Source organism: Paenibacillus agaridevorans (genome assembly GCF_018604145.1).
Classification (GTDB): domain Bacteria; phylum Bacillota; class Bacilli; order Paenibacillales; family Paenibacillaceae; genus Pristimantibacillus; species Pristimantibacillus agaridevorans.
This window is the reverse complement of the sequence record NZ_CP075889.1, coordinates 2215586-2231737: the sequence shown is the minus strand read 5'-3', so window position 1 is coordinate 2231737 and position 16152 is coordinate 2215586. Positions and strand designations below refer to the sequence as shown.

Below are 16152 nucleotides of genomic sequence, written 5' to 3'. Positions count from 1 at the left end.
GCGAAAGGATGAGGATTAGTGGCATCATCACGGAGTATGAAACCGTTATCTTTCTTGCTTGTAATCACTTTGCTGCTAGGTTTAATAACATCTGCCAATCTGGTTATGCCGACCGCGGTTCAAGCGGCGGGAGGGATTCCGCTCGATCTGGATTTCCAAATGAACAATATGGACTCCAGCGCGCATAATACAGCCGGCGATACGACAAGCACCTCCGGTCTCGCGGTCCAAATCAATACCGATCCGGATTACGTCCACGAAGGGTCGGGTTCAAAAAAATGGATTTTGGCCATTCCGGATCAAGCCAACCCGGGGAGTCTGGTTCCGGGAAGCGCCATGATTTATTCCAAGGAAGACCCCAGCGTCGACTTGAACAGCTACGATAATCTTTCGTTCTGGGCTTATTCGGTCAAACAGCGTACCGGCAATCAAACCGACAGACCGGTGGAAATTCGTTTCTATATGAAAGGCGACGCGTCGGCCTATTATTATTACAGACTGATGCTGGATTGGACGGGTTGGAAAAAAATCGAAATTCCGCTGGCCACGATAAAAACGCAGATTACGGGGGCTCCAAAACCGTTTGGTCCTCTTGATTATCTGCGATTTAATCCCATTGCGCTCGGCAGCACGACCAATGACCCCGAATTGGCGGTGTATCTGGATGACTTCCGACTGACCGGAAGCGGCGAATTGTTCCCAGCCGTGGCGGACAAGCCTAGCGGCACCTATATGAACAAAGTGAAAGTGAATCTCGTCAGCGCGTCCACGCCGCCTGGAGCGAACCGCATTTACTACAAACGTTCAGGAGTAGACAGCGACTTCCAACTGTATTCCGGCGCTCTGGAACTGACTCAAACAACGGAGTTGGTCGTCAAGTCCGTCATGAACGGCGTGAGCAGCGCCGAAACGACCTATAATTACACGGTTGATATCGATCCGAACTTCGTCGGCGAGGTCAAGGCAGCTCCCGAAGCGGGAACCTTCCCGCAAGTACAGAACGTTACATTGACGTCCGAATCGGAAGATGCGCAAATTTATTATAAATACGAAGGCGAGGAGGATTCCGCTTACCGGTTGTACAACGGCCCGATCGTGGTCGACGAGAACGCCGTGCTTGTGACAAAGGCGATGATCGGAAGCTACTCAAGCGAGCTGATGGCATATGCCTACACGATTGATCTGTCCAGTGCGGGCAGCACGCCGCTCGGCACCAATGAAAACTTTACGACGGGCTCTATCCGTTGGACCAATACGACCAACGCAGCTTCGCCGGCTGACGGCCAATACTCCGGTTATTGGGCGAATCCCGCGACTCCGATCGACATTGTCGGGCATGATGGGGCAAACGCAGGGCATATTACCGAGCTTAACCAAATCCAGTGGCAGAATTACGATCAAATCGAGTTCTGGCTGTATTCGGAGAAGGCCTCCAACAAAAAAGTTTATTTTCTGCTATATGCCAACGATCCCGCAACGCCGAGCAACGAATATTTTATGACATCCTTTTTTGTCGATTGGAAAGGCTGGAAAAAAATCGAGCTGCCGTTCAACAAGTTTTTGAACTCAACGGGAACCGCGGAGATGAACAAGATCAGCAAGCTGATCGTCCACCCGCAATGGTACGGCTCCGATCCCGCGCCGGATCCCACAGATAAGCTTTATTTTGACAATCTTGCTTTAGCCAAAAACGTGGTCGAGCCTTCCATCAAACAAATCAGCCAAAGCGCGCTCCCGGGCAGCACTCTGCATTACAGCCTATCCCTTAAAAACATAGGAGAGGCGAACACGGCCTATAACTTGACGTCAGAGTCCGGCTTCGGTACGGAATATCGGGTCACGTACGACAGCGTAACGGAAGTTGTTGAGGTAGGACGCGCAATTGACATCGAATTCGAAGTACAAGTACCGGCGGACGCTGAGCCTGGCGAAACCAGGAAGGCGATTATTTCCGTTCAGCCTTCCGCAGGCGGCAAAGCGTTGAAGCTTGAGCTCAATGTCACCGTAGGCTCGGAGCGAATCGCGACGAAGCAGCATCCGTACATCATGACTACGAAGGAGCAACTGGAGGAATCCAGGGAGAAGATCGAGCATTACGACTGGGCAGCCGCCTATCTTGCAGCCGTTAAGGCGAAAGCGGATGTTTGGTTGGAGAAGAAAATCTATTATCCGACTCAGCCGGCAGGGCAGACCACCTGGTTCGTCTGCGGCGACGTGACTTTGACGTACAACTACGATTCGCCTAACAGCCATCTATGTCCCGCCACCAATGAATACGTAACGGGCGATCAGGTCGATGCAGGCTGGCGGTTTACGACCCACACGCTGAATACGGAAGCGGCGCGCAATCTCGCCATTGTTTATGCGTTGACGGGCGAAGAGAAATACGCCGAGAAAGCGAAGGAAATCCTGGTCCGTTATTCCGAGCTGTATCCAAGTTATCCCGTGCAGCCGCAATACGGCAAGCTGTTTTTCCAGACGTTGGACGAAGCGGTTCAGATGATCCAGCTCGTGCAAGCTTATGATCTCATCAAGCCAAGCGGAGTGCTTGACATTGCAGAGTCATATGGCATCGAACAGAACTTGTTCGCGGCGTCGGCTAAGACGTTGCAAGGCTACGATGTTGGCAAGTCCAACTGGCAAACGTGGCATAACGCCGCGATTGGAGCCATCGGCGCCGTGCTGGAGGACAAGACGCTTATGGACTTCTCCGTCCTGGGTCGAAGCGGCTTCGATTATCAAATGACGAACAGCGTATTGTCCGACGGTTTCTGGTACGAGGGAGCCATCGGCTATCACTTCTACGCTCAGATGGCGTTATTGCTTCATGCGCAATCCCTTAAGGAGATGGGCTACGATCTGTTCGGCAACGCGAACTTCAAAAAGACGTTTGACGTCACGCTGCAGTATGCCTATCCCGACCTCGGCATCATCAACAGCAACGATTCCGGCAAATATCCGACGAATCTGGGCGCTCCCGGCCGAGTCGTGCCGATGGATTACGAAGCTGTGTATGCCGAATACAGTGATTCTTCTTATGCGGCTTTGCTGAATAAGCTGTATATCGACAAGGAGAGACCGCGCGGCGGTTATGTTGTTCCGAACAATTCCTCCAGCGGAATCGTCGGCGAGCAGGCGGTGTTTTACGGCAAGACGGATATCGCGTCAGGAGGAAGCTTGCCTTCCGAAAGCTTGAATTTCGAAGGTTTGGGCCATTCCGTCATTCGCGTAGGCGAGGGCAACGACCAGTTGTTCGCTTTGGTCGACTACGGTCTGCACGGCGGGTATCATGGGCATCCGGACAAGCTGCATCTCGATATTTTCGGCAAAGGCGAGCGTCTGGCGCCCGATCTCGGCATTCCGCCTTACAGTAATTCCATGTATACTTCTTATTACAAAATGACCTTCTCCCACAATACCGTAGCCGTTGATGGGAAGACGCAAAATATTCCTACCGTCAATAATGTTGAAAGCTACGAACCGACCAAGCTGTATCTCCCTTCGGAGAGATTCGGCATTATGACGAATACATCGAGCAAAGCGTATGACAATATAAGCCAATACGAACGTACCGTAGCTGTTACCCCGGACTATATGATTGACTTGTTCGACGTGGCATCGGCAAGCGAACGCCAATTCGACTGGATCATGCGGGGAATCGGAAGCTTCGAGACGGACGCCGAGATGGAACCGATGACTGAGCCGCTTGGCACGGAGGATGCTTATTCCTTTTTCCGCAATGGACAATCGGCGCAGGCAGACGGCATCTGGGAAGGGACATGGCGTACTTCGGCAGGCAACGGCCTGAAGCTGTTCAGCCTGACGAGCTCTGAACAACAGCCGACTACGATGATTGTGGGCGAGTCGCCGGGTCCTGGCAACGATACGGATGCTTATACGCCAACGGTCGTCAACCGGGTGAACGGGACGGAGGCCCGCTACGTGTCGGTAGTGGAGCCCTTTAGCGGCGAGAGCAAGATCCAGTCGGTTCGTCGGCTGAACTCGAAGCCCATCGAACAGATTGAAGTGAAGCTGACGGATGGGCGCACGAATCTGTTCCAATACGAGTTCGGAGAGCTTGAGCCGGGACAGCTTCAATATGTATTCCTTGAGGGCGCCGAGCTGGACACCTCGGATGTTAGTCCGCTTGCTTATATGGACGGTGCGACTCTTCGTGTCACATTAAACAATGGCGTAGAGATTGATCGCGGGACGTTTATCGTCTATGCGCCTGGCGCGGAGCAGGTTCGTTGGAACGGCGAAGCGATTTCGTTTACATCGAACAATGGGTACGTCATGATTCATGTCGAGACGGAGGAAGAGCCTGCAGTGACGCCGGAGCCGTCGCCATCGGAGTCGACAGGATCAACGCCGCCGCCAGCAAGCACGCCGAGACCTTCGGCTACTCCGGCACCTACAAACACGCCTAAACCGTCTGCTACTCCGGCTCCTACGCCGAAGTCGAGCGCAAAGCCGGCGGTGAGAGATATTGGGGATCATTGGGCGAACAAACAGATTAATGAAGCGATCGAGCGCGGCATCTCGCAAGGATTCGGGGACGGTTCCTTCCGTCCGAATCAGTCCGTAACAAGAGAACAATTTATCGTGATGATCATGAATGCGCTCAGACCGAACGAAGAAGCTTCGGCCGCTCCAGCATTCAAGGATGGTGCTGATCTATCATCGTGGGCAACGCGAGCTATTGCACTAGCGGATGAAATGGGACTGATGTCCGGCTACGAGGATGGAACGTTCCGTCCGAAGAACGAATTAACGCGGTCACAGCTCGCCGTAATCCTTGCGAGAACGCTTGGCACCGACGCGCCTAATGTGAATTTGGCTTCCGGCTACGCCGACGAAGCGACTATTCCGGCATGGGCGAGACCCGCAGCTCGATTGCTTAAGGAATTGGGCATCATGAACGGCCGCACGGGCAACCTATTCGCGCCTTTGGATAAGGTGACGAGGGCGGAAGCCATCACCGCTATTTTAAGACTGGTTCATTATTTGGAGGAAGAAAAGTAACCACCATGAAAGAACTGCTAATATTTTGAGAATGTCCCGGCACGAAGTCTGTCTCCAGAAGACAGGCGCTGTGCCGGGATTTTTGTTGTATCGCGGTGTGAAATGATGTTTGTTCAGTTGGCCCTAAAGTCAGTCCCGACTTTAGGGTCGGCTATTACGAGGATTTAACCAAGTGCATTAATATAGCTTCGTCAGCTTCCACCAGTTGATGTCGAACCCGCCGACGACTGCATATATACCGAATTGGTGGGTTCCGGCTGGGATTTGCACTGTATGCGTAATCGTTTGATAACTGGACCAACTGCCCGTATTGGGGACGTCCGCATAACCGAGAACGGTACCGCCCGCATTGATATCCAGCGAGATTCGCCCGCCATTATTAGGGGATGCTACACGATATTCCACCAGGTAAGTGCCGGCCGTGGGAATGGAAACATTGCTGAAGGCAATCCAATCGGTTGCGTCAATGCCTCCAACATTTAGGCCGCCTCCCGTATCAGGAGTCGGCTCCGTCATGACGCCTTTCATGTTGGAATAATTTTCGGCCTGGTAGAATCGGCTTACGCATCCGCCGACATCCAACTCGCAAATATCCGACTTCATTGTCGACACTTTGATATCATCGTACCAGACATACGAATTGTTTACGGGAGCGAAGGAGGGCGTAGCGCCGCCGAAGAAGGAAGAGAAGTACGCTTTGTCTACTTTGTCCGCGTTGCGCACGAAGCGCAGTCCCGAGATGTTAGCGGCAGAGACGCCGTTGTACCAAATCTGGATCTGTCCGTCCGGGTTAGCGTTGCCATTTGTGACGGTATTAACCTTCAGCCGTTGGACGATATTGATCCATTGCCCCTTCTGATAATAGATGTCGGAACCATTGTTGTTCTTGAGAATGGCGTAATCGCCGTATTGGCCGCCGTTGCCCATATGATAATAATAGATCGCCGCCTGGCCCCCGCTGCGCCAGATGATGCGGGAGCTGAAGCCGTTGTAGCCAGTACAAGGAATCCCTCCGGAGCATGCTCCTCCGCCAGCGAGGCCAAGTCCCAGCTTACCCGCGAATTCCGTTGTGCCCCAGCTGAAGTCGCTGCTGAATCGCACCCAATAGGACAGATAATATTCCTGGCCTGGCGTTACGGCAAATGGCGCTTGAGCTCCCGAATTGGCGGGGCCGATCTGATCTTTGGGGTAAAATACGCGCAGCGACTTGCCTCCGGTGTGGGAAAATGCGGTGTCAATCATGGTCCGATTGCTCATGCCGTTGTCCCAAGGCGCACTCCAGCCGTCGAAGCCCCACTCGCTCAGCGAATAGGCGCTTCCCGCCGCCGGCCTCTCGAACGTGTTCACCTTGGGAGCCGCGACCGCCGCGACGGCATCCATCATCAGAAACAGCATCAATGCGGCGAAAATCAATTTCCTTCTCATCAAATTACCTCCCGATCGTTGGAATATGGTTGTACTATGACGACAAACAGCACCAGGTCCAGGATTATTTCCTCCAGACTAGGTGCTGATTGCGTAGATCAATCATAACAATGCATGCAGGAATCATGTATTGTCCTTTATTGGAATTCTAATCCATTATCATGTTGCCACCGCCATTAACAAGTTGGTCGATATTATGAAAATTAGCCTCAATTCGAAAGCGGAATTGACGAAACCCTATAATGGGGTTATTATAGACTCATTATATCTGCAATAAATTCGGAAGGAGGATACCGTTGAAATATTCCAAAGCGACGAATTACGCGCTTCACAGTATGCTTTTTCTCGCCGTAGCCACGCCGGAGAAGCCCATAGGCGTCCAGCAGCTTGCGGAAAAGCAGAATGTCTCGCCAACCTATCTGTCCAAAATATTGACGAAGCTCGTCAAAGCCGGCATGATCGAATCCGCATCCGGAGCGAGCGGAGGATACCGTCTCAAACGAAATTGGGAAAAAATATCGTTCCTCGATATCATCCATGCGATTGAAGGTACGACCTCTTTGTTTGAATGCAGCTTGGACCATGGTCCGGAATGCGTCATTCAGAAGGTGGTGCTGGCTGCGGAAGATCAGATGGAGCGGCGCTTGCGCGAACAGACCATATACGATTTGGCCCAGTCGATAAAAAACGTGCCTTAACGGACGTTTTTTTCTCGGCTTCAATCATAGATATAAAAACTCTACAAAATCTCAATAAAATTGGAGGAATAATGATGAATACCTTTTTTGACGCATCCGTGTGGGAGAAAGCCTGGAAGGAAGACCGTAATACCGCCGTTAACAAAATGTTGAACGCAGGCATGGACCCGACACGCGTCTTTGATAAAAGAGCGGTCGCATTCAATAAGGAAGTGTTTAGCGAAGGGGGAAAAAAACGTACCAATCGTATCTTGAGCTGGATTGAAGGCCAGAATGTAGACTTTAACGGAATGACGGTGCTGGATATTGGAGCCGCGTCCGGCGGATTCTCTGTTGCGTTCGCGGAGCGGGGAGCCCGCGTCACGGCCGTCGAGCCAAACGGTCCTCTGAGAGAGCTGCTGCAAGAGAATATTCAGGACTTGCCCGAAGGAAGCGTCGAAGTGATCGCCGAACCTTTCGAAGATATCGACCTGGAGAGCAAAGGCTGGCTAAATAAATTCGATCTCGTGTTCGTCTCCATGTGTCCAGTCATTAACGATTGGGAAGGCGCGGAGAGAGTACTCGGCTGCGCCCGAGGTTTCTGTTATATCAGCATGCCGGCAGGACGCAGGGAGCATAGCCTTCTGGATGATGTGCGAACACTAGTCACACAGGAGCCGATTCGTGACGAAATCATGGAATTTGCCTATTTGCTGCACCTGCTCTATCTGAAGGGATATTCGTTCGAATCCATCCTTTCCCGTGAAGTCAAAACGACAAAAAGCGACCGTGAGACTGCTTATAAGGAGGTAATAAACTGGCTGAAGATCCACGGTCTGCCGGCGGACGAAAACAGCCTATCCATCATTTCGGAATATTTGCAGCAAACATACCCTGACGGTCATGTGGAATACCAGGAGGGCGGACGATTCGGGAAGGTGCTCATCCGACTCCAGGATCAACGCATGTATACGCGAAAGCCTCGTCAAGCTTAAGCGATTAGCAGCAAATAACATTATAAGAGGTTGTTCAAAAAGTCCGCTTACCATTACGAAGTAATTCTAGAAGCTTACTCGACGTCGAACATTGAATTCAGCCGAACCTTCCGGTGCTCACGTAGTTCCACTACGTTCCGCTCCTCAGGCTCTAGCTTCATCCAATCTTCTCGGTACTGATAACCGAACTTTTTGAACTCGCACTTTAAGGTCCTTGAGCAAGCATGCATGTTGCTCAAGGACCTTTTTGCGTCCAGAGGAGTATTGGCGATTTATATATTTTTTTTATATCGAGGCGTTATTTCTTTACCCCCTTTTTACCCGAACCCGTTCTAAGATGAAAGTGTGAATCCGGACTTCATGAAATGCCGCGGCTTCGGCTTTATGCCAGAAGCAAACAGAGGAGAAAACGAACATGAACAAACACGAAAATGTCCTATTAGTTTCGGCTCCTAACCTGAGGGGAGAGCAGTTCGTTAGAGCTCTTCTCCATAGGCATATCCCTTTTGCAGCGATCGTCAACAATGAGCAGGAATACGAGCGGCTGCTGGGATTAGGCGTCGAGACGATTATTGCTGTGGACACGTCGGACGAAGGAGTCTGGTCGGCGGCCCCCGATATCGGCATAGGCCGAGTGTATTTGTTCGAACGAAGCTTGAATCAAATCTGCCGCTATCTCTTGATCTGCAGGAAGTGGAGCAATAATCCCATCTATGTCATTACGGAACAGGTGAGGCCCAAGCTGATGTATCGAGGTCTAGGCGCCAACTACGTTATTTATGCAAGCGGCCAGGATTCCAACTTCTTAATTACGGACGAGATGACGGATCAAGAACCAATGGGAGAGGATGACACGAAATGATGGATGTGTATATGGCTGCGACGCTGGCTGCCGCGTTTGTCGTATTTTACGGATTCACGGCATGGTGCGGGCATGTCATTGAAGATAAAGGAGAGGATTCCCGGTGACCTTGCTGCTGATCTGTGCCCTGTTCGTTTTTGTTTATTTGGTATACGCGCTGATCCATCCGGAGAAATTCTGATCCGGCCCAAACCGTACCCGAAGGAGGATGCCTCATGGGCATTGTACAAATCGCCATCGTCTTGATCGTGATTATTCTGCTTGTCAAGCCGCTAGGCACTTACGTTTATCACGTGTTTTCGAATAAGCGGAACCGGAGCGATGTCGTATTCGGACCGATCGAGAACTTGTTGTACAAACTTATTGGCTTAAAATCGTTTGCGGGCATGACATGGAAGGCCTATGCCTTAAGCGTCTTGCTTACCAACGTTGTATTAGTAGCCATAGGTTACATCGTTCTTAGAACGCAGAATCTGCTGCCGGTCAATCCGAGCGGAATCGACGGCATGGAGGAGACGCTCGCCTTCAATACCATCATCAGCTTCATGACGAATACGAATCTGCAGCATTACAGCGGCGAAACGGGACTTAGTTATTTCTCCCAGATGGCCGTCATTATGATGATGATGTTTACGTCGGCGGCAACGGGCTTCTCCGTGGCGATCGCGTTCATTCGCGGGTTAACGAGCAGAGGAACGACAATCGGGAACTTCTTCCAGGATTTCGTCAAGGCGCATACCCGTATTTTCATTCCCGCTGCTGTTCTCGTAACACTTGTTCTTGTTGCGCTGCAGGTCCCGCAGACGCTTCAATCGACTTTAAATGTTACGACTCTGGAGGGGGAGGCGCAATCCATCGCAATTGGACCCGTCGCCTCGCTGGAAGCCATCAAGCATATCGGTACGAACGGCGGAGGTTTTTTCGGAGCCAACTCGTCCCATCCGTTTGAGAATCCAAGTCCGCTGACGAATGTCATCCAAATTTTATCCATGTGGTTATTGCCAGCTGCGCTGCCCTATACATACGGGCTGTTTGCAGGGAATCGCAAGCAGGGCTGGGTCGTGTTCAGTGCCATGATGACTCTGTTCCTCCTATTCCTTACAACTGTATATATAGCGGAGACGCGAGGCAACCCGGTCATCAACGAGTTAGGCATCGACGCCTCGCAAGGCAGCATGGAGGGCAAGGAAGTGCGATTCGGCATTCCGCAATCCGCCTTGTTTACGGCCGTTACGACTGCCGCTACGACAGGTACGGTCAACAATATGCATGACACGCTGACTCCGATCGGCGGACTTGTGCCGCTGGCCGAGATGATGCTGAACGTCGTGTTCGGGGGCAAGGGCGTCGGCATCGTGAACATGCTGATGTACGCCATTCTCGGCGTGTTTTTGGCAGGGCTAATGGTGGGACGAACGCCGGAATTTCTCGGAAGAAAGATCGAGCCCAAGGAGATGAAGCTGATCGCAATCGTCATACTCGTGCATCCGCTCATTATATTGGGACCGACGGCCATCTCGTTTCTGACCGAGCTTGGTCAAGGGTCGATCACGAATCCCGGCTTCCACGGCATAACGCAGGTTCTGTACGAATTCGCTTCATCCGCCGCCAACAACGGGTCCGGCTTTGAGGGTCTCGCCGACAATACGCCGTTCTGGAACATATCTACCGGGATCGTCATGCTGCTGGGAAGGTATGTCGCCATGATCGCGATGCTTGCCGTAGCCGGATCTCTGGCCGCCAAACAATGGGTGCCCGAGACGATCGGGACGTTCCGTACGGATAACGGGCTGTTCGCAGCCATACTGATTGGCACGGTTGTTATCATCGGAGCGCTCACGTTCCTGCCAGCGGTCGTTCTGGGACCGATCGCGGAACAGCTGACGCTTCGTTAATGCGAAGAATGAGGTGACGAAAAGAATGAATGAGCAACGCAAAGCGCTGTTGACGCCTGCTATCGTAAAAAATGCCGCGATCGACAGCTTCAAGAAATTAAATCCCATGTCCATGATCAAAAATCCCGTCATGTTTGTCGTGGAGGCCGGAACATTCGTCGTCCTGATGATGACGATCTTTCCCGACTACTTCGAAGCAAGGGGACAATTCGGATTTAATATAACCGTCTTCCTGATCCTTCTGTTCACCCTGCTGTTCGCGAACTTCGCCGAAGCGCTCGCGGAGGGGAGGGGCAAGGCGCAAGCCGATACGCTCAAGAGGTCGAAGGGGGAGATGACGGCGAACAAAATCGTCGGAAGCGGGATAAAGGTCGTTCCTTCCACGGAGCTGCGCAAAGGGGATATGGTCGTGGTCGCTTCGGGAGAATGGATCCCAGGCGACGGAGAAATCGTCGAGGGGCTGGCCTCCGTAGATGAATCCGCGATTACGGGCGAATCGGCTCCCGTCATTAAGGAAGCCGGAGGCGACTTCAGCTCCGTAACAGGAGGAACGCGCGTCGTGAGCGACCGGATCGTGGTACGGATTACGAGCGACCCCGGAGAGTCGTTTATCGATCGCATGATTTCGTTGGTCGAAGGAGCGAAACGCCAAAAAACGCCGAACGAGCTGGCGCTGAACACGCTGTTGACAAGCCTGACGCTAATCTTTTTTATCGTGATCGTTACGCTTCCGCCAATCGCGAGTTATGCGGGAGTCGACCTGGAAGTACCGGTTCTTATCGCGCTGCTCGTATGTCTGATCCCGACGACGATCGGTGGGCTGCTGTCGGCTATCGGCATCGCCGGCATGGACCGCGTGACGCAATTTAATGTGATTGCGACATCCGGCAAAGCCGTGGAAGCTGCCGGTGACATTAATACAATGATTTTGGACAAAACGGGAACCATTACGTACGGGAATCGGATGGCCAGCGCCCTTATTCCCGTGGGAGATGCAACGGAGAGCGAATTGGCCGGTTGGGCAGCGATCAGCTCGCTGCTGGACGAGACGCCGGAGGGGCGTTCCGTGCTTGACTACATGAAAAACACGGGAGGGAATTATTCGGCCGAGCTTGGAGAAGGCGCCGCGTTTATTCCTTTCCAAGCGGAGACCCGGATGAGCGGCATGGACTTGGCCGATGGCCGCAAGGTTCGCAAAGGCGCTGTTGATTCCGTAAAGAAATGGGTAACGGCTTCGGGCGGCACTGTTCCAAAGGATCTGGAAGAGAAAGGGAATGCTATTGCGTCCAAAGGGGGAACGCCTCTGGCGGTAGCCGTCGACGGCCGCGTGTACGGACTCATTTATTTAAAGGATACGGTTAAGCCGGGTATGCGCGAGAGGTTCGAGCAGCTGCGGCAGATGGGCATCAAGACGATCATGTGCACCGGCGACAATCCGCTGACGGCGGCCACGATCGCACTGGAAGCGGGAGTGGACGATTTTATCGCGGAAAGCACGCCCGAGGACAAAATCGCCGTTATTCGCAGAGAACAAGAGCAAGGCAAGCTCGTCGCGATGACCGGAGACGGCACAAACGATGCGCCGGCGCTTGCGCAAGCCGACGTCGGGCTGGCAATGAACAGCGGGACTGCCGCCGCCAAGGAAGCGGCCAACATGGTGGATCTGGATTCCGATCCTTCCAAGCTCATTGAGGTGGTGGCGATCGGCAAGGGGCTGCTCATGACGCGCGGAGCATTGACGACGTTTAGCATCGCGAACGACATTGCCAAATATTTTGCAATTATCCCGGCGATGTTCATGCTTGCGATTCCCGAGATGGGCGTGCTTAACGTTATGAATCTGGGATCTCCCGTATCCGCGATCTTGTCGGCGCTGCTATTTAATGCCATTATTATTCCTCTGTTAATCCCGCTCGCCATGCGCGGCGTCCGTTATCAACCGATGAACGCTTCGAAGCTGCTAGGCCGCAATATGATCATCTATGGGCTCGGAGGCGTCATCGTGCCGTTTATAGGCATCAAGGCAATCGATATGATCGTACAACTTTGGGTGTAAGAGGTTGTTCAAAAAGTCCACTTTTGATCACGAAGTATTCCGAGAAGCGTATTCGACATCGAATATTGAATGCAAGCGAAACTTCCGGTGCTCACGTAGCTTCCACTACGCTCCGCTCCTCAGTTTCTACTTTCATTCAATCTTCTTGGTGCTGAAAACCGAACTTTTTGAACACGCACTATAAGGAAGGAGACGCGACTAATGTCAAATCATACTGATCAACTTCGTTCGGGGAGAACGTCTTTGCTCATCGCAATCCGAGCGGGCGTCACGTTTATTGTCTTGTGCGGATTGCTGTACCCGCTGCTATGCACGGGTCTTGCCGGGCTGCTCATGCCGAATCAGGCGGGCGGAAGCTTGCTGAAAAACGGGAACGGGGATGTCGTCGGGTCTGAACTGATCGGACAAAAGTTTACAGACCCCGCTTACTTTCATGGCCGCGTATCCAGTATCGGCTATAAGGCGGATGCGTCGGGATCGAACAACTACGCCCCTTCGAACCCTGATTTGCTGGCGCGAACTCGGACGTCTATTGACGAATGGAAGCAGAACAATCCCGAAGTCCCAATCGAACAACTCCCGATTGCGCTAATTAGCAATTCGGGTTCCGGGCTTGACCCTCATATCACGCCTGAGTCAGCCTACGTGCAGGTTCCGCGAATAAGTAGCCTGACGAATCTTACGGAAGAGCAGCTTCGTTCGCTTGTCAAAGCGCATACGGAAGATCGCGATCTCGGCTTATTCGGCGAGCCAAGGGTCAATGTATTAAAGCTCAACATGGCGCTTCAAGCGATGATCTCCCGTTCATGAATTCTTACAGACGCAAGACGCCTGAAGAAATATTGTCTACTATAGCCAAGCTGCGCAAAGGCAGATTGACGATCTTTATCGGCGCGGTAAGCGGCTCGGGCAAAACCTATCACATGCTGCGGGAAGGGCAACGCCTGAAGCAGCAAGGCATGGACGTCGTGATTTGCGCGGTCTCGACCATGGGGAGGCCCGAAACGATGGAGCAGTTGGGGACGCTGGAACGGGTGCCAAGCATTCATTGGCAGAAAGACGATGTCCCGCAGAAGGATTTAAATCTGGAGGCATTGATTGCCCGCAATCCCGAAATCGTACTGGTCGATGGACTGGCGCATCGGAATCGCAAAGGAGCCTCTAATCCAACCCGGTTGGAGGACATACGCGAATTGCTTGGCAGAGGGATCAGCGTAATGACGACCGTAAACGTCTACGAGTTGGAAGGCGTATCGCATGTAGCGCACAAGTTGACGGGAATACAAGGGGAGGCGACGGTGCCGGACGAGACGCTGGAATCCGCCGAAGAAGTGAGACTGATCGACGTCACGCCGGAGACGATGCTGAAACGGATCGAAGAAGGCAGTCTGACCGGCGTGCGATCAGCATCCATGCTGGCGAAAGGCAATCTCGGCGTGTTGCGGGAGCTTGCGCTGCGGCAGATGGCCGAAGAGGTCAACGAATCCTTGGAGAAGCACCGGGGAGAGTTGGGACTGACCGGTCCATCGGGAGCCAGCGAGAGGATTCTGGTATCCGCACAATATCACTGGAACGGGTCTATTTATGTCCGCCGCGGCCAGCAGATCGCCAAGCGATTGAATGGAGATCTGCATGTCGTTTCGTTTGCAAAAAGCAGCTCTGCGCTAAACAAGGAAGAGACCATGTTCAAGGACTCCATAAAGAAATTAACTTCGAAGATCGGCGCAACCTTTACAGAGCTGCCGTACCCCGGCAGGCGCCGCATCTCTGACGCGCTTGTCCAATACGCGATAAACAATGGCGTAACGCGAATCGTCATGGGACATTCCAAACACGATCCGTGGAAGGAATGGCGGCAAGGTTCTATCGTAAACGGATTGCTGGATAAGATCTGTAGTACGGATGTCTTTTTTGTGGCAGACAGGTCGGATCAAGAAGGCGAACGTATTATGCCGGCAAAGTCTAACCGGGTAGCGGAACGCTCCGAGTTTTATAAACGATTGAACGAACAAGAAAGGGATCGACGAATCGATCGGATTAGTCGAGGGTCGTTCAAAGTATATATTGGCGCCGCCCCCGGCGTTGGCAAAACCTATACGATGCTGAGAGAAGGCAATGCTCTTTTACGCAAAGGAGTTCACATTGCAATTGGACTGCTGGAAACGCATGGGCGGCAAGAGACCGTCTCTCAAATAGGCGAGCTTCCCGTCGTGCCGCAAGCCGTCATCGATTACAGGGGGACGCAGCTCAGGGAAATGGACGTTCCGGCTATTTTGGAGGGAAATCCGGAGGTGGTGCTGGTCGACGAGCTGGCTCATACGAACGTGCCGGGAAGCAAAAACAAAAAACGGTACGAGGATGTATTGGAGCTGCTGGACGCTGGCATTAACGTCATCTCCACTATGAACGTCCAGCACTTGGAGAGTTTAAATGATGCCGTGGAGCAAATAACCGGCATTCGGGTGAGAGAGACCGTGCCGGATTGGATGCTGGGCATTGCCGACGAAGTCGAATTGATAGACGTCTCGCCCGACCGGCTGCGGCAACGGATGCGCGAAGGCCGGATCTACGCGCCGGACAAGATCGAACAGGCGTTAGGCCGGTTTTTCTCGAAAGGCAATCTGATCGCGCTTCGCGAGCTTGCTTTAAGGGAAATCGCGGACGACGTCGACGAACGGCTGGAAGCGTGGGATCGGAAGGAATATTTGCGGGGACCATGGCGAAGGCGGGAGAGCATCTTCGTAGCGGTTACGCTCGGTTCGGGCGCGGAACGGCTCGTTAGGCGGGGTTTCCGCATCGCGCATCGGCTGAAGGCGGTATGGCATGTCGTCTATATCCACGCCAATTCTCGGCTTAAGGAGGAAGAGCAGAAACGTGTCGACGAAATTTGTACGTTTACAGCGAGGCTTGGAGGACGTTTCGAATACGCTGTAACCGAGTCGAAATGCGAAATTCCACGCATCCTGTTAGATATGGCTTCAGCATACGAAACGACGCAGATGATCGTAGGACAGCCGTCCAGACGCTGGATGCCATTTTTGCAACGGGGCTCCGTCGTAAAGACCTTACTGGGCCGCGGGAGACATATGGATGTGCTTGTCGTAGCCGACTATGCACGGGAGGCGAAAACGAGATAAAAACTTCAATCGAAGTACTTCAGTTAGCGGTAAACATCTTCCGCCGCCGAGTTGCCTTGCCTTCGTTCTCCTGTGTATGA

10 protein-coding genes are annotated in these 16152 nt (G+C 52.7%); 9 read left to right on the top strand and 1 reads right to left on the bottom strand.

Annotated features, from left to right (window positions below):
- Window positions 1-18: 18 nt before the first annotated feature.
- Entirely contained in the window at window positions 19-5025 is a 5007-nt protein-coding gene (locus KJW29_RS09095) for an S-layer homology domain-containing protein (protein ID WP_214629534.1), read from the top strand.
- A 177-nt stretch (window positions 5026-5202) separates the two neighbouring features.
- On the opposite strand, the gene KJW29_RS09090 is transcribed toward KJW29_RS09095, so the two are convergent.
- Window positions 5203-6450 (bottom strand): carbohydrate-binding protein, encoded by a 1248-nt coding sequence (locus KJW29_RS09090; RefSeq protein WP_214629533.1) that lies wholly within the window; start codon window positions 6448-6450, stop codon window positions 5203-5205.
- A 296-nt stretch (window positions 6451-6746) separates the two neighbouring features.
- Here KJW29_RS09090 and KJW29_RS09085 point away from each other — a divergent pair, with 296 nt between their 5' ends.
- The 8 genes from KJW29_RS09085 to KJW29_RS09050 all read left to right on the top strand — a co-directional run bounded on the left by KJW29_RS09085 (window position 6747) and on the right by KJW29_RS09050 (window position 16072).
- Entirely contained in the window at window positions 6747-7148 is a 402-nt protein-coding gene (locus tag KJW29_RS09085; protein WP_087568665.1) for an Rrf2 family transcriptional regulator, read from the top strand.
- 71 nt (window positions 7149-7219) lie between these two features.
- On the top strand, window positions 7220-8122 hold the full coding sequence (locus KJW29_RS09080) for a class I SAM-dependent methyltransferase (protein WP_214629532.1): 903 nt from the start codon (window positions 7220-7222) through the stop codon (window positions 8120-8122).
- 415 nt (window positions 8123-8537) lie between these two features.
- Complete coding sequence (locus tag KJW29_RS09075; RefSeq protein WP_214629531.1) at window positions 8538-8984, top strand: potassium channel family protein; 447 nt, start codon at window positions 8538-8540, stop codon at window positions 8982-8984.
- A gap of 103 nt (window positions 8985-9087) precedes the next feature.
- The gene (gene kdpF / locus KJW29_RS36725; RefSeq protein ID WP_214631058.1) at window positions 9088-9165 is read left to right on the top strand and encodes a K(+)-transporting ATPase subunit F; all 78 of its coding nucleotides are present in this window, start codon (window positions 9088-9090) and stop codon (window positions 9163-9165) included.
- A gap of 34 nt (window positions 9166-9199) precedes the next feature.
- Entirely contained in the window at window positions 9200-10879 is a 1680-nt protein-coding gene (gene kdpA / locus KJW29_RS09065; protein WP_214629530.1) for a potassium-transporting ATPase subunit KdpA, read from the top strand.
- Between the two features lie 25 nt (window positions 10880-10904).
- Window positions 10905-12935, top strand: coding sequence for a potassium-transporting ATPase subunit KdpB (kdpB, locus tag KJW29_RS09060; protein ID WP_214629529.1), 2031 nt, complete (start codon window positions 10905-10907; stop codon window positions 12933-12935).
- Between the two features lie 201 nt (window positions 12936-13136).
- Window positions 13137-13745, top strand: coding sequence for a potassium-transporting ATPase subunit KdpC (gene kdpC / locus KJW29_RS09055; RefSeq protein WP_214629528.1), 609 nt, complete (start codon window positions 13137-13139; stop codon window positions 13743-13745).
- Complete coding sequence (locus KJW29_RS09050) at window positions 13742-16072, top strand: histidine kinase (RefSeq protein ID WP_214629527.1); 2331 nt, start codon at window positions 13742-13744, stop codon at window positions 16070-16072. The genes kdpC and KJW29_RS09050 overlap by 4 nt, the downstream gene beginning before the upstream one ends.
- Window positions 16073-16152: the final 80 nt, after the last annotated feature.